The organism is Methanobrevibacter arboriphilus JCM 13429 = DSM 1125 (assembly GCF_002072215.1).
GTDB lineage: Archaea > Methanobacteriota > Methanobacteria > Methanobacteriales > Methanobacteriaceae > Methanobinarius > Methanobinarius arboriphilicus.
Genome location: NZ_JXMW01000003.1, coordinates 148,723 through 171,962, shown reverse-complemented (window position 1 = coordinate 171,962; position 23,240 = coordinate 148,723). Strand labels below are relative to the sequence as shown.

General features: G+C 24.6%; 17 protein-coding genes. 5 read left to right on the top strand and 12 right to left on the bottom strand.

The window, feature by feature from the left end:
* Positions 1-78: 78 nt before the first annotated feature.
* The 4 genes from MBBAR_RS02370 (at position 79) to MBBAR_RS02355 (ending at position 4,410) form a co-directional block, all read left to right on the top strand.
* Positions 79-1,017: an energy-coupling factor transporter transmembrane component T gene (locus tag MBBAR_RS02370; RefSeq protein WP_080459683.1), complete on the top strand. Its 939-nt coding sequence runs from the start codon at positions 79-81 to the stop codon at positions 1,015-1,017.
* Complete coding sequence (locus MBBAR_RS02365; RefSeq protein WP_249025010.1) at positions 965-2,689, top strand: ABC transporter ATP-binding protein; 1,725 nt, start codon at positions 965-967, stop codon at positions 2,687-2,689. The genes MBBAR_RS02370 and MBBAR_RS02365 overlap by 53 nt, the downstream gene beginning before the upstream one ends.
* Positions 2,690-2,876: 187 nt before the next feature.
* Positions 2,877-3,497 carry an ECF transporter S component gene (locus MBBAR_RS02360; RefSeq protein WP_080459682.1) on the top strand — a complete coding sequence of 207 codons (621 nt, stop codon included), beginning with the start codon at positions 2,877-2,879 and terminating at the stop codon, positions 3,495-3,497.
* Between the two features lie 181 nt (positions 3,498-3,678).
* The gene (locus tag MBBAR_RS02355; RefSeq protein ID WP_080459681.1) at positions 3,679-4,410 is read left to right on the top strand and encodes a sugar phosphate isomerase/epimerase family protein; all 732 of its coding nucleotides are present in this window, start codon (positions 3,679-3,681) and stop codon (positions 4,408-4,410) included.
* A gap of 278 nt (positions 4,411-4,688) precedes the next feature.
* Here the strand turns inward: MBBAR_RS02355 and MBBAR_RS02350 are convergent, their stop codons facing one another.
* From MBBAR_RS02350 to MBBAR_RS02335, 5 genes are all read right to left on the bottom strand, one after another.
* Positions 4,689-9,551 carry an Ig-like domain repeat protein gene (locus MBBAR_RS02350; RefSeq protein ID WP_158082511.1) on the bottom strand — a complete coding sequence of 1,621 codons (4,863 nt, stop codon included), beginning with the start codon at positions 9,549-9,551 and terminating at the stop codon, positions 4,689-4,691.
* 139 nt (positions 9,552-9,690) lie between these two features.
* On the bottom strand, positions 9,691-15,498 hold the full coding sequence (locus MBBAR_RS02345; RefSeq protein WP_143746107.1) for a beta strand repeat-containing protein: 5,808 nt from the start codon (positions 15,496-15,498) through the stop codon (positions 9,691-9,693).
* Between the two features lie 340 nt (positions 15,499-15,838).
* Complete coding sequence (locus MBBAR_RS10190; RefSeq protein ID WP_158082510.1) at positions 15,839-15,985, bottom strand: hypothetical protein; 147 nt, start codon at positions 15,983-15,985, stop codon at positions 15,839-15,841.
* Between the two features lie 169 nt (positions 15,986-16,154).
* Positions 16,155-16,580 carry a hypothetical protein gene (locus MBBAR_RS02340; RefSeq protein WP_143746106.1) on the bottom strand — a complete coding sequence of 142 codons (426 nt, stop codon included), beginning with the start codon at positions 16,578-16,580 and terminating at the stop codon, positions 16,155-16,157.
* Between the two features lie 136 nt (positions 16,581-16,716).
* Positions 16,717-17,211 carry a hypothetical protein gene (locus MBBAR_RS02335; RefSeq protein WP_080459677.1) on the bottom strand — a complete coding sequence of 165 codons (495 nt, stop codon included), beginning with the start codon at positions 17,209-17,211 and terminating at the stop codon, positions 16,717-16,719.
* A 167-nt stretch (positions 17,212-17,378) separates the two neighbouring features.
* On the opposite strand from MBBAR_RS02335, the gene MBBAR_RS02330 reads away from it, so the two are divergent.
* Positions 17,379-17,789, top strand: coding sequence for a hypothetical protein (locus tag MBBAR_RS02330; RefSeq protein WP_080459676.1), 411 nt, complete (start codon positions 17,379-17,381; stop codon positions 17,787-17,789).
* Positions 17,790-18,054: 265 nt separating this feature from the next.
* On the opposite strand, the gene MBBAR_RS10185 is transcribed toward MBBAR_RS02330, so the two are convergent.
* From MBBAR_RS10185 to MBBAR_RS02310, 7 genes are all read right to left on the bottom strand, one after another.
* Positions 18,055-18,228 carry a hypothetical protein gene (locus MBBAR_RS10185; RefSeq protein ID WP_158082509.1) on the bottom strand — a complete coding sequence of 58 codons (174 nt, stop codon included), beginning with the start codon at positions 18,226-18,228 and terminating at the stop codon, positions 18,055-18,057.
* Positions 18,229-18,572: 344 nt separating this feature from the next.
* On the bottom strand, positions 18,573-19,463 hold the full coding sequence (locus MBBAR_RS02325; protein WP_080459675.1) for a tetratricopeptide repeat protein: 891 nt from the start codon (positions 19,461-19,463) through the stop codon (positions 18,573-18,575).
* A 55-nt stretch (positions 19,464-19,518) separates the two neighbouring features.
* Entirely contained in the window at positions 19,519-20,676 is a 1,158-nt protein-coding gene (locus tag MBBAR_RS02320) for a hypothetical protein (RefSeq protein ID WP_080459674.1), read from the bottom strand.
* A gap of 62 nt (positions 20,677-20,738) precedes the next feature.
* Entirely contained in the window at positions 20,739-20,879 is a 141-nt protein-coding gene (locus MBBAR_RS10180; protein ID WP_158082508.1) for a hypothetical protein, read from the bottom strand.
* Between the two features lie 130 nt (positions 20,880-21,009).
* Positions 21,010-21,183 (bottom strand): hypothetical protein, encoded by a 174-nt coding sequence (locus MBBAR_RS10175; RefSeq protein ID WP_158082507.1) that lies wholly within the window; start codon positions 21,181-21,183, stop codon positions 21,010-21,012.
* Positions 21,184-21,246: 63 nt separating this feature from the next.
* Positions 21,247-21,747 carry a hypothetical protein gene (locus tag MBBAR_RS02315; RefSeq protein ID WP_143746104.1) on the bottom strand — a complete coding sequence of 167 codons (501 nt, stop codon included), beginning with the start codon at positions 21,745-21,747 and terminating at the stop codon, positions 21,247-21,249.
* Positions 21,748-22,058: 311 nt separating this feature from the next.
* Positions 22,059-22,478 carry a DUF4367 domain-containing protein gene (locus tag MBBAR_RS02310; protein WP_143746103.1) on the bottom strand — a complete coding sequence of 140 codons (420 nt, stop codon included), beginning with the start codon at positions 22,476-22,478 and terminating at the stop codon, positions 22,059-22,061.
* Between the last annotated feature and the right edge of the window lie 762 nt (positions 22,479-23,240).

Below are 23,240 nucleotides of genomic sequence, written 5' to 3'. Positions count from 1 at the left end.
ACCAATATAACAACCAACAAAGACTATTTTGAATAATATAACATATATCATTTGGAATAAAAGATATTTAAGGTAACTATGAATCTAAATACAATACATCCTGGAGTAATATCAGTTTATTATATTATACTCATATTATTTTCACTTTTATTTAATAATATTTATTATTTAATGAGTTTATTGATATTTATAATTCTATTAATTTATCTACAGAGAGGAGAAAAAGAAATAGTTACCACATTAAAATATTTTATCCCAATGTCTTTAATAATTATTATTTTAAACCCATTATTTTCACATGTAGGAACCACAAAAATTTACTTATTCAATAATTTATTCAATAATGCATTTAATGGCTATTTTATTACTCTTGAATCTTTAGTTTATGGATTTTTAATGGCATTTTCATTGTTAATAATATTATTGCTTTTTTTATCTTTTAATAAATATGTTGATTATCAAAAAATCCTTTATTTAATATCCAATCATTTTCCTACTGTATCAATGATTGGAGTGATGGCTATGAGATTTATACCATTATTAAACTATAGATTAGGAGAAGTTAATAAAATATTTAAATTCAATCATGATAATTCAAATGAAAAAAGAATAGATAAAGTTAGAAAAATGGGATCTATGTTAGCCATTGTAATATCATGGTCTTTAGAAGAATCTATGTTAACTGCAAAGTCTATGAAAGCTAGAGGATATGGAATTACTGAAAGAACAAGCTATTTAAAATATAATATTCATAAAATTGATATTATTATAATTTTAATAATAGCTATAACTTCAATATTATCATTAATAGGATTATACTATGGCTTTGGAAATATTGAGATTTACCCTACTTTAGATACATCGTTTTTTAAATTTCCATTGAACATGTATTATATAATATTTTTATTTTTACTTTCACCTTTAATATTTTTAGAATTGATGGAAAGGATATTATGGAAATATCATGGAAAAAATTATGGCAATGGAGGAAAATATGGAACTAATAAGATTCAATGATTTCAGTTTTGAATATTCTGATAATGAAAAAATTTTTTCTAAGCTAAATCTTACAGTGAATAGAGGAGATTTTGTACTATTCTGTGGACCATCTGGTTGTGGAAAAACAACATTGCTAATGAACTTAAAAAATGAAATTAAACCTATTGGAAATGAAGAAGGAATAATTTACTATGATGGAGAAAATATAAGACAACTTAGTAAAGAAAAATCTGCAAGAGAGATAGGTTTTTTATTTCAAAATCCTGAAAATCAATTTGTTTGTGATACAGTAATTCAAGAAATTAGCTTTTCTTTAGAAAATATGGGGACTCCTACAGAAGAAATCAGAACAAGAATAGCTGAAATATCAACATTTTTTTCTCTAGATAAGCTACTTTATAAAAAAGTAGATGAACTATCTGGTGGGCAAAAACAGCTAGTTAATTTATGCTCACTTTTAGTTTTAAAACCCAAAGTATTACTTTTAGATGAACCCACTTCTCAACTAGATCCTATTGCATCATATGATTTTCTATCAATACTTCGAAGATTAAATGAAGAATTTTCAATAACAATACTAATGACAGAACATAGAATAAATAATGTATTCCCATTTATTGACAAAGCTGTTTTTATAGATGAAGGATTAATTGCATATAATAACCATCCAAGAGAAATATGTTTAGAAACATGCACCAATCCAATATTTTCTAATTATCTGCCTTCAACTGCATTAATTCATTTTTTATTTAAAGAATATTATTCATTTTCTCAAGATAGAATAGTTCCACTTAGTATAAGAGAAGGGTTAAATGATATGTATGAAATGAATCAGGAATTACTGAATAATTCAAAAAACACCTTTTATGATGAATATAAACTATTAAATGAAAAAATATTAAATGAAACAAAATCAGGGGCAAAAATAGATAAAAATAAAACTATTTTTAAGTGTGAAAATCTTTGGTTTGGATATAATAAAAATCATGTTATAATAAAAGAAGTATCATTTGAAATTAAAGAAGGAGAATTTATTAGTATTTTAGGGGGAAATGGTACTGGAAAGAGTACTTTATTACAATTATTAGTTAAAATCCTCAAACCAATCAAAGGAAAAGTGAAACATGATAAAAAAATCAAGTTAGGATATGTTCATCAAAATCCAATGATACATTTTAGATTTGAAACTGTTGAAGAAGAATTAAATACAGAAAATTCAGAGATTATTTCAGAGAATAAAGAAAATATTATGGATAAAAAAGAAAAAAAAGATCTAATAAAGTTTTTTGAAATAGAAAACTTACTGAAAAAACATCCTTATGACTGTAGTGGTGGTGAACAGCAGAAAATAGCTATTGTGAAATCATTATTAAGAAAACCAGATGTATTATTCTTAGATGAACCTACTAAAGGTCTTGATCCCATATTCAAAAAAAATCTTGGTGATAAGTTCCAAAAACTTCAAAAAAATGGATTATCCATAGTGATGGTTACACATGATATTGATTTTGCAGCTGATTATTCTAGTAGAAGTTTTTTAATTTTTGATGGGAAAATTCAAGTTGATACAACCCCTAAAGATATGTTTTGTAATAATAATTTTTATACAACATTTGTAAACAGAATGGTGAAAAATTATATACCTAAATGTGTAACTTTAAAAGATTTAAAGAATATATGGAAGGTTTAAAATATTTAAAATAAAAATTAATACAAAAAATAAGAACTAATAGAAAAAATAAGAGTTAATAGAAAGAACAAATCTTAATACAAAAATAAGAATTAATAGAAAAATGAGACTTAATACGAAAATAAAGGTAATACAAGAAATAAGATTTAATAAAAAATAAGAATTATGCAAAAACGAGTGTGAAATAATGGAAATCATGTCTTTAACTTACTGGATAATATTTTTCATATTAATTGTTGGAATATTCATTGTGTTTTTCAAGATGTTTGAAAAATCCAAGCCGACTGTAGAAAATATTGTTATTATAGCTATTTTAATAGCTATAGCTGCATTGGGAACTCTTCCAACAGCAGCAATTCCTGGTGTTCAGGCTGCATCATTTATTATTATAATGACAGGTATTGTTTTTGGGAAAAAAACAGGATTCGTGACTGGTGCTTTAACACCTATAGTAACAGGACTATTTTTAGGATTAGGATTTTGGACTGTTTTACAAATGGTTGGCTGGGGGCTTATGGGTTTTAATGCAGGAATCTTAAGCAAAAAATTAAAAAATAATACACCTTCAAGAGCAGTCTTTGGTTTAGGCTGGGGAATCCTTTATGGATGGATAACTAACATAGGAATGCTGCCTTTCTTAGGAACTATTTCATTAGGGTCTGTACTAGGAGTATATGCAGCAAGTTTTACATTTGATCTAATTCATGGTATAGTAAATGCTATTTTATTGATATTATTATTTGGAACATTCGAAAGAATATTCCTAAGAGCAAAAGAAAAATACTTTTTAGACAATACAATAGCTTAAAAAATGAAAACTTAATAATCTGAAATAGATAAAATAGTTAAATAGATAAAAAATAGTTAAAATAGCTAAATAGATAATAGTTAAAATAATTAAATAGTTAATAGTTAAAATAGTTAAATAACTAAGATGTATATTATGTCTAAATAATAAATTATTATTTAATTAAATAAAGGTAGTCCAAATGAAAATAGGAGTTTCATCATCATCAATTTATGAAAAAAGCCTTCAAAAAAGTTTAGAATATGCTGAAAAATTAGGTATCAAGTATGTTGAAATAATGAACGAATATCCGAATGATTCAGTCGATGCTGATATGATGAACTCTTATGATATTAAATATAGTATACATTCACCAATTACAGATTTAAATATAGCTTCCTTAAATAAATCTATTCAAAAAGCTTCAATAAACGAGATAAAAAAATCTATAGATTTAGCTAACAAGTTAGATAGTGACATTGTTGTAATACACCCCTCTGGAATGACAATTTTAGGTTACCCCTGTGAAGATAAAATATTGTCTACATGCAAAGAATCATTAGAGATATGTGGAAAATATGGAGAAGATAATGGAGTTATGGCCACTGTAGAAAATATGCCCCATAGTGATTGGCTAATCCATCAAGACATTTTAAAATTAAATGAATTGCTATTAGAGATCAATATGTATATGACCTTAGATATAGGCCATGCTTCTACAATGGGATATAAAGAAAAAGATTTATATTTCGATTCAGTTAAACACTTACACTTATCTGACAATTTTCTTGATAAAGATCTGCATTTAGGATTAGGAAAAGGAAAGATAGATTTTAAAAGTATAATTAAAATATTTAAAAAAAATAATTATAAAGGAAAATACATACTGGAAATTAATGATAAATCTCCAATAATTGATAGTATAAATTACTAAAAAGATTATAATCTTTTATAAATTATAATCTTCTAAAATTAAATATTTTATAAACTAATGATAATCTACAAAATTATGATATTTTATAAAATTATAATATTATAAAATTAAAGTAATTTATCAAATGTTAAAATAATTATTAAATATGATTTTAATTATATAGTATATAATAAGTATTAAATATAATTTAAAAATTATATAGTATAATTTAATACTTACATAGTATATATTATATAGTATATTTTTTATATAGTATATTTTAAATCTATTAATTATATTTATGTTTTAAATTTTTTTAAATTATTATTATAACTAAATTCTTTAAAATTCTTATTATAATTAACTATTGCATTTTTTAAGTATTTTTTATGATAGGAATACTTAAAAAACTTAATATTCACAATAGTATATTTTCCAGGTTTTAAAGCTTTAACTATTGCAACACGCTGTTTAATTTTTTTTCCAACTTTATAGAAAACTTTAATCTTAGTTTTTTTAGAAGAAACAGATCCTTGATTTTTAATAAGTATTTTATAAGAATTTCCATATCTTTTAATTTTTGAAATAGCTAAATCAGCAATATTTTTTACAGTTTGAGTTTTATATATTTTTGAAGATAGATAAGTTTTATCTCCCTCATAAAACAATTTAAGATTATATTTTCCAGATTTAAGACCAGAAATCTTAAAAACAACCATTCCTTTAGAATTAGTAAGCTTAGTATATGTTTTCTTATTTATTACTAATTTGATTTTTTTATTAGCTATAGCTTTACCATTTGAATTTTTAAGGGTAGCAGATATAAGAGTTTTCTTGCCTTTGATTATTGTAGGAGATTTAACAGTTAAAATAGTTTTTATTTTATTATTTAAAGAATTTGAATATGTAAAATTCAATACTCCTACTCTAGAATTATAATAATCACTTCCAGCAAAATTATAATGTAAAGTATACTTTGAATTACTATTTAACTTTAATTCAGATAATTTTATTTCAGCTTTTCCCTGGTTATTAGTTTTAATATTAAAATTTTTATTATATCCATTTCCAATTAATCTAATACTAATAATTTTATTAATCAAAGGAGTTCCATCAATATCAGTTAAATAAATGATTACAGTGTTGTTTTTTAATGTGATGCTAATTTTAGTTGTTATTTTAATAGTAGGTTTTGAGACAATTAAAGTACTAGCAGTACTAGTATTATAATACCATTCATTCTCAATAAAATTTACCAAAACCATATAATTACCTTCAGCTAAATCAAGTGGAAGAGTGATAAAACCTTCATTATCAGTGGTTAAATTATAGACTTCCAAAAATCCATCTTTCTGAATTTTAATAATTAGTGATTCACCAGATAATGCCCTTCCATACATATCAGTCAATAAAGCATAATATTTATTATTAGTACTATTATTAGTAACATTAAATTTGACTAATGGATCAACAATCAGCCTAACAGCTATTTTTTCAACAACTAAAGTTCCACTGATGTTGGTTCCAATATATAAATCATCTCCTTTATAGACAACATTAACTTTATAAGTACCTGGAAGTAAGTTTACAATAAGTCCTGCAGTACCATTACTATCAGTTTTAACTGCAAATGTTTGATTTTTATTTCCTTGAGTTAAAGTTATATATACAGTTTCATTTTTAGCTACATTACCATTATTATCCAATAATTTCACAAAATAAACATCACCTCTCCCATATAATATAGTGACATTTAAAGTTAATTTAGTTCCAATAGATAAAATAGTAAATGATCCTTGATTTTCACTACTATTAAACCATTCATCACCATTAAATGAAACCTTAACATCATAAGATCCTTTAGGTAAATTAGCTATAATTTTTGCAACACCTTGACTATCAGTAGTAGAATAATAATTGTAAGTTTTACTACCAGATTTTATATTAAAATAGATTTTTTGACCAACAACAGCACGACCATAAATATCTTCCAAAGAAATTTGCAAAACATTATTTTTACCATAAAACAACTGATCTTTTAAAATAAATATCTTAGTAGAAGAAGGTAAAATTGTCAACAGTGCACTAGAATTACAAGCAAAGAAATACCCATCACCTTCATAGAAAGCAGAAACATTATAAATACCAATACTATTATTAAGAATAATACTAGCTCTACCATTCCCATCAGTTATTAAGTAATAATCCTCAACAGTACCATTCTTATATTTTATTTTCAAAATAACAGTCTGATTAGAAATATCATAACCATTAATATTTCTCAAAATCACAGTATAACGATTATTTTTACCATAAAAAGTAGTATCATTCATTTCAATAATAGTATTCTTATTATGAACTGTTAAATCAACAGTCTGACCATCAACTGTAACATTAACAATATAATCACTATCAGAACCAGAAAGAACACTTGCATAAGCATGATTATTAGTCAAATTAGTAGTTTTTGGAGAAATAGGTACCATACTAGAGTTGAAAACCGCAACACGATCTGGAATAGTACCATTTAAATCATGAATATTACCAACGGCATCAGTAACTTTATCTAGACTAGCTATTAAAGTAGAACCATTAACATTAAGAGTCAATATAACCCATGTATCTAAATGAACATCTCCCAAAAATCTATAGACTTTGCCATCAGTAGGACCACCATTCCAACCCCACCAATTGTTATTTAAGTAAGCAACACCATTAAAATTAAAAATATCAGAACCAAAAATAGTAGCAGTATTATTTAAAAAAACACTATTTGAAACATTTAAAATTCCCCTATTAAATATAGCACCACCATAACCAGCACTATTACCAATAAATACACAATAAACAATCGATAAATTACCACTACTTGATATAATACCATTCCTATCATGATCATCTGTAAGAGAATTAAAAGCATTTCTATTATTAATAAAAGAACAATTATAGATAAATCTAGCATTTGCACAAGAAATATTATTATTTACAAAAATAGAATTAAGAATGTTAGATGCACCTACAATTGAACCACTCCAATAATTAACAGAATTATCTGCAACATAACCATTATCAAAAATACTTGCACCAGAAACAGCACCAAAACTATTACTTACAAATCTAGAATTATTCACAATAGAATAATTAGAATTAATAACTGCCCCAGTAGCATTATTATTTACAAAAGTACAATTATCAATTAAAACCTTATCTGCAACTAAATAAAGAATTCTAGCAGAATTTTCATTGTTGGTAACAGCACCAGACATTCCACTAAAATAAGAATTAAGAATAGTAATGGTACATGGTACATAACCATAAGAATACCTATCATAAGAAGAAGACTTTATTACATAATGTCTCAAATCATAAAAATTAGAATTATTAATAAACAAATAAGAACCAGAAAATAAAATATTACCCCAATAAGAATTACCAGAAGCATTCCTAAAAGTACAATTATTAATAGTCAAATTACCAGAACAATTAATGAAAAGAACAGAATATGTGAGATTATAGGTTGAAAAAGTAATATTATTAAGATTTAAAGTTCCATAATCAGCAACAATAAAAATACTATTACTAGTATGACGATAGATAGTAACAGGACCATTATAAGAAGAAAAAGTTAAATTCTTCCAAATAAACAAATTTGAATTAAAAGCATTATAATAATCACCAGAAGCAATATAAATAGTATTACCATTTAAAGCAACACTAACCGCCTTGGCAAGAGTTTTAAAAGGACTTTCACGAGACCCATTATTAGAATCATCCCCATCATTTGAAACATACCAAGTATGGTTAGTATAACCTTTACCAACAGCTAACTTCAAACGTTGATTATCAACAACCACATAAACAAGAGTATCCTCACTATTATTCAAATAATAAGTAGTGAAAATATTTTTAGAAATCAAACCAGAATCATTAGTAAAATAACCATTATCAGTTTGTAAATAAAGAGAACGGGAAGGAATATTAATCCCTTCAGGTAAATCCCAAACATTAACACCATCAGTATACTTAAAAATCAGTTTAAGAGTAACATTAGTATTCTTACTAGGAATAGACCCTCCATAATCAGAAACAAAAACTGCTATAATCCAATATTTTTGACTATTATAATAATTATTATTTCCAGAATATACAATAGGACCTTTATTAGATAACCACCAATTATACTCAGCACTAATATTACTATTATTCATATAATGATAAATAGAACCACTACTAATAACAGAATAAGTTATATTAACAGTAGAATTTGTAGGACTAACAGATAAAGTAGAACCATTAACAAACAAATTAGAATCTGTAATACCCACATTAGCACATGAAGAATTTAAAATTTTTATTGTGTGATTTGAAGCAGAAATATCAGAATTAATATTAGAAGAATTCATAAAAATATTATTATCCCTATTCTCCCAATTAACTCCTGCAATACTATTAGAAGTAAAATTAGATGATAAAATAGTTAAATTTCCATCATTGAAAATAGCAGATCCTGATTGAGCAATATTCCCAATAAACACAGAATCAATAACCTTAGCTATATTAAAGTTGGTTATTCCCCCACCATAATTTGTACCATTATTATTTTTAAAAGTAGAACCAATAACCTCTAATTTCCCATTGTTTAAGATTGCTCCACCTCTTAATCCAGTATTAAAATCAAAAATACAATTCTTTATGGTTAATTCTCCATTATTGAAAATAGCTCCTGCAATAAAATCTTCGCCAGAATTATTACCCTGATAAAAAGTGATATTAATCAATGTTAGTTTACCATTAGGAGTAATATCAAAAAAGTCATACTTTCTCTCACCATTAAATATAATCTTTCCATTACCACCAGTAATACCAGAAATAGTGATAGTTTTATCAATGATCATCTTTGTGTTATTTTCTCCAAAATATTCACCAGGCATTATATAAATATTAGAATTATTAGAAGCACTATTAATAGCTTTCTTCAAACTTTTATAAGGATTATCCTCACTACCATCTCCACTAACATCATTTCCTGATAAATTAACATAAATATCATTAGAATTAAGAATATTATCAAGAGTATTAGTACTATTAACACTATGCTCTAAATTATTATAATCTAAATTATCCCCATTAATATAATCATCAGAAGCACTAACTATATTCATAGAAAAAAATACAACAATAATGAACATTAACAGTAATAAAAAACTTTTTCTCATAATATCTAATCTCTTAAATATAATCTTTTAAAATGTAATCTTTATAATCTCTTATATAACCAAAATTTATCCAACAAACAAAAGTTTAAAGCCTACTTCTTTTATTATACTTATGTCCAACAATAACTAAAACAATGAACCCAATAACAGCTAATATTATATAAACAAAGTCAACTGGTTTCATATTATTAATAGTATCTTCTAAAATTTCATGAGAATTTTTAATAGATTGTTCACCAGATCCACCTTGACCTCCAGCTGAACCTCCACCAGATTTACCACCAGGATTAGAGCTAGAAGAGCTAGAAGGATTCATAATGCTTCCAACACCAGGTAAAATATTATTATTTGTTGAATTAGACCCTTTACCATTTCCATTATTAGAATCAACACCTGTCCCAGAACCAGTTCCATCCCCATCACCGATTCCATTACCTGAACCACTACCTAATCCAGAACCAGAACCAGACCCTATTCCAGAACCTGTGCCTGTTCCCCATCCATTACCTGAACCACTACCACCAGGTCTAAGTCCAGAACCAGTACCAGGTCCAATATGATTACCTGAACCAGAACCAGAACCTCCAGAAGAATTAGAGTCACTAGAACCTCCACCAACTATAAGTTCCCATCCAGAATCTTCAAATAACCAATCTTTAAATTTATTAGCACGATTCCAAACATCATCACTTGGACCAAAATTAGAACCCCACCAATTATTATCAAAATCAAGGAAACCGTTATTACCCCCATAAATAACGGAATTAACTGGAGCAAAATTATCTAAAATATTAGAATCTTTAATATTAACATTAGCATAATTAAAGTAAAAGGCACCACCATAATGCATAGCGAAATTAGACTCAATAGTTGAATTAAAAATATTTAACTGATTTAAAACATGCCCATAACTAGAATCGCCATTATAATAAACAGCACCACCATAGCCAGCACTATTATTAGAAATAATAGAATAAGTTATTGTAATATTACCATTAATAGCTAATGCACCACCATAAGATTCTGCGGTATTATTTGTAAAGTTAGATCTTTCAATTGAACCATTATTTACAGAAAAATTAATAGCTCCACCTGTAGTTTTAGCTTCATTTTTATGGAATACTGAATTATAAACCAATAAATAACGAGCATTTCCATAAAGAGCTCCACCATAACCACCAGAATATACACTAGTAGTTACATTATTAAATTTAAAGCTAGAATTTAGAATGTATAAATAACTATCATTAAATTCTCTCCAAATATAAACAGAATTAGCTATAACACCACCATTGTTAGCTAAATTATATTCATAAGTAGAATTTATAGAATATAAAGTTCCAAAATTATAAATAACTCCTCCATGACCAGGGGCTAATCGGGTCTCATTATCATTATAAAGATAAGAATTACCATCTGTTCTAGCAGTATTTGAAGCAAAATAAGAGTTACTGATTATTGATGTACAATTATGATAGCTATAAATAACACCACCACTACAAGCAGAATTATTAATAAATTTAGAGTTAGCTATACTCATATTTCCAAAATTACTAATTACCCCACCAAGATAAGCAGAATTATTATAAAAATTACAATTATCAATTAAAAGGCGACCTTTATTAAAAATTACTCCACCCTGGTCTATGGCAGTATTATTATAAAAATTACAATTCATTAAATGTGCATAACCATTGTTAGAAATAATAGATCCATTATTACTAGAAGCATTTAAAAAATTAATTCCAACAATAGTCAAATACCCCATATTACTTATAATAAATATTTTTCCTTTTTTACCATTTAAAGTGACATTTCCATTGTTTTTAATAGTTATTGTCTTGTTTACAAAAATATCATTCTCATAATAAGTTCCACTTAGAAGATATATGATTGCTCGATTATATGATTGAGAAATAGCATGAGAAATTGTCTTAAATGGATTATCTATACTGCCATCACCAGTAACATCACTACCATTAGTTGAAACATAAACATAATGAGGAGTATTATTTTCACTTAAAACATTTGATCCATAAATAGCATCATTAGCTATAAAAAGACCATTGTTACTTACAAGATAATTACCAGAAACTATGAGATAAATAATACCAGTAGAACCAGAACCATTAGAGCTATCAGAACCAGAACTATCAGAATCACCAGAAACTACATTATTATCATCAACATAAACTGCATAATCTCCACCCTTTAAATAATTTGAAGTAATATTATTTTCACGAATCAGATTATTATGAGAATTAGAATAATAAACACCAGCTTGAGCTACATTAACCCAACTTTCAAAACTACCATTAGACCCATTATTAGTATTACTATTAGGATCATTAATATTATTATTAGCTCCAGAACCATTCACAACAATATCATTATATTCAATCTTATCTCCAGAAGTATTATAACCTATATAAGCAAAAGACCTGTTTCCATCTGCCAAAAGACTATTGTTTGCAATATATGTATTATAAGATTGATATGACTTAATTAAGAAAATATTGTATCCTAAACCATAAAATGTATTATTAATAATTTTTGTATTATTAGACCAAACAGTAGTAGGATAAGGTGCAAAAGAACCATTAGAAACTATTTCAACAGCATAAACACAATTTTTAGCATATAAATAAATATCATTGTTAAAAATCTTTGTATCAGTTGCCATAGAAACATAAATACCCATAGCAACATTCTCAGAATTAATAAACAATAGATTACTATCAATAAGATTAGAGTAAGGGCTTCTACCAAAACGGTTCTCATAAAAATTAGAAACACTAATACCAGTCAATGAATTTTTACCTTTCAATGTAATAGCATTATTAATTATCCGATTATCATAACTATTATGAGCAATGATAATACCTGTGAGATTTTTTTCAAGAACATTGTTAATAAATATACTATTAGAATGAATAGTGATATTATAAACATCAGATAAAATAATCGCAGAATTATCAGTAAGATTAAATAATAATCCAGTTACATTAGAACCTGCAGAACCGGATTTAAAAATAAATGTAGCATCAATAGTATTAACCTTATAAAAACTAATATTTAGTGGAATATTGAAAATCAAATTATAATGCTTGGAACTTAAATTATTGAATAATAAAGTATCATTAGCTTGGACTGAATTAGCTTTTATAAATTCGCCATTACTAGTAAAATAATTAATAACATTAACATCATCAATGACAAAATAATTTTGAGAAAAAATATTATTTAGATCAATTTTAGTATTATTAGTACAATTAGTATTATTAATATTACTATCGCCAGTATTAGTATTATTAATAATTATTTGATATCTTGCATTAGTATAAATTATATTATTCTTAACAAAAGTATTGTTAGAATTAGAAGTAAGGAAAATAGCACTATTACCACTACCTAACACATCATAATTAACACCAATTCCACTTAAATCTCCACCAGTAGTTCTAATCTCATTATCGATAATAGAAACATTATCAGAATTATACAAAGCTACACCATAAACTCCACTACCAAAACCTTCAAGAAGATTATTAATAATAGTAATATTTGAACTAATATGTAATTCAATTAAATAAGCCATCTTCTTAACATTAACAACAATAATATTATTTTTAATGGTTATGTTATTCACATTTCCCTTCATATAAGCAGTAGCTACACCATAACCAAAACCATTACCCCATAAATTTATCAAATTATTAGAAATTTCACTATTACTCATTGAATCAGTATAAACACCCTCAACTAAATTATCTCCAACAAGAATAATACTGTTTTGAGTTATATTAATGTATTTTGAAAATACATAAGTAGAATCAGTAACTGAAATACCATAAACAAAGCCTTTTTTACTTGAAATATAAATATTATTAGCTTCAACAAGAATATTCTCAGATTGACCAATCTTAATTCCAATAACAGATCCAGTATAATTATTATCAGAAATTATAGTAATATTATTATTTTTTAAAATAATAGACTCAACATAATTTTCTAAAATAATAGCTGCAACATTAGTATTATAAAAATTTAAATCACGAATAACAGAACCAGCACCTTCAGAAGTCACAATAATAGTAACATTTGTTAAAAGGTTAGCTAAACCATTACTTAAAAGAGTCATCTTATAATCAACATAAATCTTCTTATTTGTTAAATGAGTTAAAATCAAAACTAAAGATTCATCAAGAATACCTAACTTAAAGTAACCATCTTTATCAAAATAATTATAAAAATTACTATCTCTAATAACAATACCTGTTGAATCCTCAATAATATCATTAACCTCATTATCAGACATATTGTCCCCATAAGAATCAGTAGTATCTTTAAAAATACCAACAGATGCATTAGTACTGATTTTATTACCAACTATAGTAGTATTATAAATTGTTCCCTGTAAAAAAATACCATAATCATTACTAATAATAGTATTATTAATAATACTAGTAAAATAAAACTTGATGTTATTTGTTTTAAAATAAATACCATAAGACCCAGACCTTATAGAATTACCTAAAATTAATGCATTAGAAGTACCTAAACTAATTCCTGGATCAACTTTAGTATTGATAATATTATTCAAAATCTGAGCATAATTTCCCCTAATATTAATTCCAACACCAAAGTTATAAAGATTAATAATATTATTTTTAACAAAAACATTATCTCCAGAAACAATAATTCCATTATAACAACCATTAGTAATAGTTACTTTATTATTAACTACAGTAATATTCTCATTATAACCATCACCACCAACATATATTCCACCACCATAAGAATCAGTAGCTATAACAGTATTATTTTCTAAAAGTAAATTAGAAGAAGTAACGATTATTGCATAAACACTCATATTAATTAAAGTATTACCAACAACAGTTGAATTTATACCATACAAACTTATTCCATAAAATTGATTAACCAAAGTATTGTTAATTATCTGAGTGTTTTGATGCTGAGCATATACCAATTGCATTCCAATAGTAGTATCACTTGCATAAATTGCATACAAGTAATTGTTAGTAATAGAGTTATTATAACAATCAGCAGGACCACCATAATCGGCATGACCATAAGGATTATAATAAATTATATTTGCAGCAGTAGTCTGCAAATAATTATAAGAAATATTATTATTATGGGACTGGCCCATAGGCATACAAGTACTCCAAGTACTAATCAGCCTATTATAAATAATAGTATTATTAGAAGACCAACCCATAGGCATAGCAAAAACTTTTAAAGCATCGGCAACTTGAACAGAATTATTAACAATGAGGTTATTATTAGTATTAGTCAACCAAATACCATGTAAACGAACAACATAAACACCTTGATACACAATATCAGTCTTATCATTAAATATCTTAAGATTACTAATAGTAGAACCATCACTACCTGCAACCAAATGAATAACACCATTAGTTATTTGAACATCAGCGCCAGTACTAGTTAAAGTCAAAGGAATATCAATAATAAAAGCTTTATTAGAAACATTTCCGATTTTAATAGTATCTCCAGGACTAATACCAGAATTAGAAAGTAATTTACCAGTAAACAAACTAAAATATTGAGAATAATTATCATCAGTAATTATAAACACTTTTGAAGCAAAAGTACTTACACCAGATTTTTCAACCTTAGCTGATGATTTAGTAGCTGTAGAATTATTATTATAATTATTATAACTATTATTAGAATTAATATTATTAGAATTAGAATTACCAATAGAAGAATCAGAAGGAGAATCAGAATTAATAGAATCAGTATCAGTAATTTGAACATCGTTAACAGCATAATTATTAAATCCATTATCAATTTCAGAATGGCTATCAGTACTATCTAAAGATTCTCCATAAATCGGACTAATCAAAAATAAAACAGAGAAAATTAAGACCAAAATGAATTTTTTACTGATTATTATACTAAAAACCTCCTTTATTGATGACTCTACTAATACAACTAAGAAAATAAAACAAATTATTTTATAAATTTTACTTGATTAAATTTAAAGTTTAATTGATAATATATTAATAAACATAATATATAAAGATTACCAAAGGATTTTAAAAATAAGTTGAATTAGATAAATAAAATTTTTAATAATAATTAAAATCGAAAAAATAATTTAAATCTAAAAAATAAACTGTCAATTAATCTAAAATGATTTAAAGCAAAAGCAGAACAAGAAGATAATACCTATAGGAATCATATTAAACAATACTCATTATAATTACTTTTAAATTATCAATAATATTTTTAACTAAACTCAAAGATGGAACTATCCGAAACATTAATCCCCTAACAATTAAAACATACCCTAAAAGAATTAACCCATTAATAAAAATAAAAAGTATCAAAAAATAACTCCTATATAGGTAAAATTCCACTACCTAATAAACCATAATCAAAAGCATCTGGAATTACCTAAATCAAATAAAAAAAACCTTAAAAACAAGAGTCCAAAAAACTCTAAAAATATTAGTACTTTTTTACATTGAAAAATATGACAGTTTTAATTTTTATTAGTTACTGAATATCCTTTAAAATCCCTTTTACTAAAATATCAGTATTTTTTGCACCCCAAAAATGGATATATACAAGATCATTATCTATTTTAAAAAAATAATTTACAGTATCATAAATTTCATACCTATAAACTTCTAAATTACCAAAATTAACTTTAGTAGAATTTTTAGCATTATACATATCCAATAAATACTCTTCAGAAAAATCAGGATCTTTATAAACCATGATTGATAAAAAAAGATTTCCACTAGAATAACTCTTAACAAAAACATTATCCAGATCATGAGTACTATCCAAAACTAAAAAATCAGGAATATTAAAAGTATACCCTCCAATATCATCAGCATAATAATCAACATTACTATCAGAAATGGAATTAAAAATGAAAAATCCAAGAATAATAATCAATACTGCAATTACTCCCATAAATATAGCTAAAAATTTTTTATCTTTAGAATTAATAATAAACCCCTCAATTGATTAAATATAGTACAATATTTCATTAATTCTTATAAAATTATTAACTTAAATTAAAAATTTAGCTTTTAGTTAAATTTAAAATTTATTTAAATTTAAAAGTTTCGGCCATATGGACTGCATCATTTATATCTTTAGCTGTTATCACTGCAAAGCCATATTTTTCAGGAAAATCGACTATTATTATATATCCATCAACATAAAAATTATCTGAAGGATTCACTTTATATATAGTCCCACTGTAATTATGTTGTGAATTGTCCATTTTATATTTCAATATATTATTCTTTTCCTCAACTGATCTATTTTCATATACCTCCTTTGCATATTGAAAATTAGGATCCATTGAAATAGCTATAATGCCTTCTTCATTATCATCAGTGCTATATGCACTACTATTAAAATAAGATGTATCTTTTTCATTAAAATTAAAATTAAAACTATTTGGTACTTCTACCTGTATTCTTTCATCCTTAAATTCTTTATACTTTGGTATCAGATGTTCATAAGCCAAAATACTACCTAATCCAACGATTATTATAATAAAAACACCTATTAACATTAAATCTCTTTTATTCATCTATAAGACAACCTTTAATTTTTAAATCAATTTTAACAAATATAATTTCAATTAATAATAGTTATAAATTAAATATTAATAAAGATTTCCATTTAAATTTAAAAAAAGTAAAGTAAATTTTATATATTACTATTTAAATATGTAAGTAATAATAGGAGATATTATTTATGAATAATAATTTTAACAATAATATTAAACGTCATCTTAAAAATGCAGCAATATTATTTGGAGTTGTTTTAATATTATCTTTTTTATTTGGCCCAAGAGATTTAAGCACAATTACTTCAGCAATATTAATATACTTACTCTTAATTGATGCTTATTTACTAATTGGAGTTTTATTTAACAATTCATTTAAAGTTATTGAAAAAATAATAAATATAATATTCTTTATTTTAACAATAATGTTTATGCAAACACCAAATATACTAACATCTATACTAGTACTCCTAATCCCAATTATACTATACACATCCCATTATTATGAAAAAACACACTTAAAAAATAATTACACATTTAAATCATTTATAGGAACAATAATCGCAATACTAATAATAACATATGTAATCATTTTCTAACTCAAAATCATTAAATTCCAATGAAAATATGCTTAATACTTTCAATAATTATACATAATCATACGCCAAGCCAGAAACAAAAAAAACTAAACCTGCCCAAAATAAAGAATATAACTCTTAAAAACAAAACTACAACAAAAAAACAATTATAATAAATTGTTAAATTAAAATAAATAATATTTTAATATAACACTAAAAAATATAAATTCAGATAATAATTCTAAGCTAAAATAAATAGATTTTTATAAATATTATAACAATTACCTCATTTTTCAATTTCTTTTATTTTTCTAGCTAAAAATATTCCTATTCCACCAGCAATAATAATACTTATAAAAAAAGATAAAGACCCTTTAGGCACTATTAATTGTTTAATAGAAATAAGAACAACCACACATATAATACCAATGATTAAAATTTTTTTAGATTCACTTTTCATAAAACATAACCCCTTATACTAAGATTTATTAAAAAATACACTAATAAATATTTCCATTCAACTTTAAAAAAAAATAAAATAAAATTTAAAATATTATATAAAAACAAACCAAAAAATAAATCATAAATAAAACAGTTAATAAAAACAACAATAATTTTAATGAACAATTAAATTAAAAAGCTTAAAAATAAATTAAAAAGTCATTGAGAAGTTTAATCTCAATATAAAGGGTTCAAAACCCCTCCAAGTCCATTCATTATATTTAAATAGAAAATAATAACTAAATCTAATACAAAATAGGCAAAATCTCATAATACCTAAAATTACTTAAAAATAATAAAAAATTAATCATTATTTTTAATCTTTTTTAAAACTTCTTCACGACCTTCTAAAGCATATTTATTATTATGATCTAATTTTAAAGTTTTATTATAACATTCTAAAGAATCTTCCAAACAATTTAATTTACATAAAACTAAAGCTTTATTGAGTAATGAATCAATATCATCAGTTTCCAAAATTAAACTTTCTTCAAAACAATCCAAAGCATCTTCTAATTTATTTAGATTCCTTAAAGTAATACCTCTATTCAGCCAAATATGATAATCACTAGAAGATAAATTTAGAGCTTCATCACTAGTCTTTAAAGCTTCATTAAATTTATCTAAATTATTTAAAACAAAAATTTTATTAATCAAAGCTTCAAGATTTTTAGGATTTAAACTTAAAGATTTATTTAAACAATCCAATGCTTCATCAAAACGATCTAATTCAATCAAAGCATAAGATTTAATATACAATCGTGATGCATTTTCATCATCAATGTCCAATACTTTGTTAAATATATTTAAAGCATCTTCATAGCTTTTAATTACTGTTAAAACAATTCCTTTACCAAATTGTGCATCTAAATTATCAGGCTGAATTTTTAATACTTTTTCATAAACATTTAATGCATTATTAAATTGTTTCAATTCATAAAAAATTAAACCTTTATACATTAAAACATCTACATTATTCTCATCAAATAATAAAGACTTATCAAAATAACAAAGAGCCTTCTCAAAATCACACTCCTCAAAAAAAATTTGCCCTAAATAAAAATAGGTGTTTAATAAATCATAATCTTTTTCAACAAGCTCATTAAATATTTCAACAGCCTTATCAAATTCACTAACTTTTATATAATCCAAAGCTTTATTATATTTTCTTTTTAAGATAAAATTTGAAATCATATTTTCTTATCCTATATTATCAATATTTATAATAATTAATAAAAAATTATATTTTTTATATATTTTTTATAATTTTTATAATATAATTCCACGTATGTTTAGGGACAATTTCAGAAAGTGTGAAAAAAGAAATAAACTCTCCTAATGCAGCACCTGAGATAATTTTAGCAATGCCCTTTGCTATGAGAGGAGGATTGTTAGTTTTAATACCTTCCCCAGCATCTTTAAATCCAAGCTTCAAATTAGAAGCAGCAGCTTTAAAAAAATTTAAAAAGAACAAAGTTTTATTACCCTCAGGACCATCAATTTTACCAATTTTAGTTACTTCTTTTGCTGCTTTCAAAGAGATTTCTATATTTTTACCTTTAAAAGGATCTTTAACTAAATTTATTAAAATTCCTGATCTAATAACATCATAATAATTTAATTTAGATCCAATATTTTCTATTTCTTTAATTGTTGTTCCTTTTGGAACACCCTGGAGTGTGTCTATGTTGCTTAAATCTATTGTGAATGAGTCTGTAAGTATGTCAAAAATGTCATTTGTCCTATAAAATTCCGCTAAATCATGTTGTCCTATTGAATCATAAGCCCATGCAAAATAAGGTCTACAAACTTCAATAACACCAGCCATAAATGCAAGAGAACCAAATGAAACAGCACCAACAAAACCAAATGCAGCAAGACTTCCTAAGCCAGACAAAGTTAAAGATCCCCCAACTATTTCATTAACAACAAAACCAAAAGCACTACCAAAACTAATAGATGCATTGCCCATTTTTTCCAAATCAATAAGTGCTTGACCGCCACTAAGTATTTGATCTGCATAATCCACAGCACGATCAGTTATAGGACCACAATAACAAGGATAACCAAGAATACTTTCATCAAATGTATCACGAACAATACCAGAGACTAAATCAATATACAAAACACTTTCTGGATTATTTTCTGTATAAACTACTAAATAACCATTACTATAATAACTTATTAAATTATCACCATAAGCAATTTTTTCAAAAATACCAAGAGTAACAGACCCAATTTCACTATCATTCCAAATATTATGCCCTACTAACTCTTCAACTAATGAAAACGCAAAAGAACAAGTCATACGGAAATTATAAACATTCAATTGGTCCCCAACAATATCCATTCCCATACAATGATCCATCTCACCAGTAATACAAGCTTTTTCAACCTCATTATTCATAGAAACCATAACAGGAGTAGTACGAGACCATGTAACATTAAATTTTTCTGCTGCTTGATCAGCTACCGGTCATGTTCATAAATCACTAATAAAGAGGTTAAGAATGTTCCATAAGCAGCATTCATACTACCAGAACCAAACTGATTACTCTTAGAAAGCCAATATCTTAAAATATCACTACTAACATTACTGTATGCTAGCATATGATTTTAAATATCTAAATTCATTATTATATTCTCTAGATATCTGATTAACATGAAATATTAGAGTCATTTTATAAGTTGAACTGATAGATAACATTGTTCTTCATTTGCCTGAAATACTTTTCATGAACTATTTTAAACTAGATTTATATCTGTTACCAAAATACCAACCAAGTATTATAGCTATAATTATTGTTAAAACACCAGAAATAATCCCTTTTGGGAAAAATAAATTTTTAACAATGATAGCAACAAACAAAAATATAGCAACGATAAGTAAAATTTTAAAAAAATCCTTTTTCATGTACAAAATCTCCACAATAAGAACTCAAAAAATTGATAAAAATTATAACCTATAAAAAACTATTCATTTTTCATCTAATTCATTATTTTCTCCTATTTTTTTAATATGATAAAAAGCAATGACTAAAAGTCCAAAAAACACAAAACTACCAAATAAAACCTTTCTATTATTAACTATCTCAGAAAGTGAAATAAACAAAATAACTACTGAAAGCAATAAATATTCCATGAAATAAGAAAAATGATAACTAATAGAGGCTTTATCACTTTCTAAACCATATTTTTCTATTTCTCTCATTTTTTTATAAATATAAATTACTAATAAAAATTCAATTACTAATAACACAATATTCACTAAAATAAAGTTATTAATTGTTAAATAGGACTTAACATACAGATAAACAGCCATAAAACCACAAGGCAATAAAAATAAAAAATAAATATCATCCACTTTAAGCAGTTTATAAATTTTGAAATTTAAAAACAAAGCTATGTTTATCATTCCTAATAAAACTCCAAAAGATGATAAAATAACAACAGGATTTTGAATTATCAAAAACGACAAACTTAAACCAACAAAAACAATACATAATCTAAGATCGTATTGATTTAATTTAGAATGATAATTTTTAATAATATAAAAAGAAATATAAAAAACCAATATTAAACATATTAAGTTAAAATATATGTATATCTCAGTTATCCTAAAAAAATAAGATATAATTAATATGATCAATATACTAATTAAACCATAAACTAAATTTATCAATTTATTATTCATAAGCCCCTCAAGTAAAAAAGTAATTATAATAGAGTGTTAAATTAAAATAAATATTAGGTTAGTATAATACAAAAATACTTTTCTAATTATTTTAATTAAATATTATTTAAAATTTTTTTAGCTAGTTTTTCATGGTCATTCACATTCCATATTCCTAAATAAATACAATCATTATTAATTGGGACATAATATTCTATTGCACTAGGATTTTCTGTTAAATATGCATCTTTACCATTAATTTTTATCTTTTCATAGCTATTAGAATTATTTCTTATTAATGACTCAATTTTTTCAGATGAAAAATTTTTCCCAACTGATATCATAACAGAATAAGATGAATCATCAGCCCAATAAATCTTATTAAAAGACTCACTATCATTATAAGAATTATTCAAATGCAAATCAGTAGGAATATTAAAACTATACCCTCCAACATCATCAATATAATAACCAACACCATCATTATTGGAAAGAGAGTTAAAAGCAAATACACACAAAATAGCAATTAAAATCACAATTATAGCTGAAAAAACAGCTAAAAATTTTTTACCCTTTGAATTAATATTATCACACCCAGTATAAATTATATAAAGAATATCTTTTAAGAGAAAAAATATTGATTTAAAATAACATTAATGAAATATAATTATTAATAATTTTATAATAATTACTATTTAAGTTGAATAATAAATAAACATTATTTATTAAATTTTAAAAAAATTAAAGTTAAATATTATATAATAAACTTGTAACAAATATTCATAATTATAAAAATTGATTTTTAAAATTATATATTCACTTAATTAATATCTACCAATATTCTTTCAAGTAAAATATCCCCATTTTTCGCCCCCAAAAAAAACTAATTTGAATAGTATCGTTGTTAATATTGAAAAGATAATCTTTAGAAGTATGATTGTAAATTTATAGATATTTAAATTATTGATTTTTATTTTAGAATAATTATTGATCTTATAAAAATCCAAAAGTTCTCTTGTTGAATTATCATTATATATAATAATTAAAACTATTAGTAAAACTGAAAAAATAGCTAAAAATTTTTATCCTTTGAATTAACAATATCAAATACCATAAAAATATATAATAAATGTTTTAATAAAATTATGCAAATAAAAATTTAAAAAATTATTATAAAATCATGTGAAAAATATTAGGAAATATTTTTTAGCATTTCTTCAACTAAAATATCAGTATTTTTAGCTCCAACAAAACTAATCAATATTAAATCATTGTGAATTTTGAAATAATAAGCTACA

Coding starts and splice junctions, on each gene's coding strand:
- MBBAR_RS02330 (WP_080459676.1), top strand. CDS start 17,379: ATGAATAATAATTTTAACAATAATATTAAACGTCATCTTAAAAATGCA.
- MBBAR_RS02365 (WP_249025010.1), top strand. CDS start 965: ATGGAAAAAATTATGGCAATGGAGGAAAATATGGAACTAATAAGATTC.
- MBBAR_RS02325 (WP_080459675.1), bottom strand. CDS start 19,463: ATGATTTCAAATTTTATCTTAAAAAGAAAATATAATAAAGCTTTGGAT.
- MBBAR_RS02340 (WP_143746106.1), bottom strand. CDS start 16,580: ATGGGAGTAATTGCAGTATTGATTATTATTCTTGGATTTTTCATTTTT.
- MBBAR_RS02320 (WP_080459674.1), bottom strand. CDS start 20,676: ATGAATAATGAGGTTGAAAAAGCTTGTATTACTGGTGAGATGGATCAT.
- MBBAR_RS02370 (WP_080459683.1), top strand. CDS start 79: ATGAATCTAAATACAATACATCCTGGAGTAATATCAGTTTATTATATT.
- MBBAR_RS02360 (WP_080459682.1), top strand. CDS start 2,877: ATGGAAATCATGTCTTTAACTTACTGGATAATATTTTTCATATTAATT.
- MBBAR_RS10180 (WP_158082508.1), bottom strand. CDS start 20,879: ATGCTAGCATACAGTAATGTTAGTAGTGATATTTTAAGATATTGGCTT.
- MBBAR_RS10185 (WP_158082509.1), bottom strand. CDS start 18,228: ATGAAAAGTGAATCTAAAAAAATTTTAATCATTGGTATTATATGTGTG.
- MBBAR_RS02335 (WP_080459677.1), bottom strand. CDS start 17,211: ATGAATAAAAGAGATTTAATGTTAATAGGTGTTTTTATTATAATAATC.
- MBBAR_RS02350 (WP_158082511.1), bottom strand. CDS start 9,551: ATGAATATAGTTAGTGCTTCTGATGATTATATTAATGGGGATAATTTA.
- MBBAR_RS10175 (WP_158082507.1), bottom strand. CDS start 21,183: ATGAAAAAGGATTTTTTTAAAATTTTACTTATCGTTGCTATATTTTTG.
- MBBAR_RS02355 (WP_080459681.1), top strand. CDS start 3,679: ATGAAAATAGGAGTTTCATCATCATCAATTTATGAAAAAAGCCTTCAA.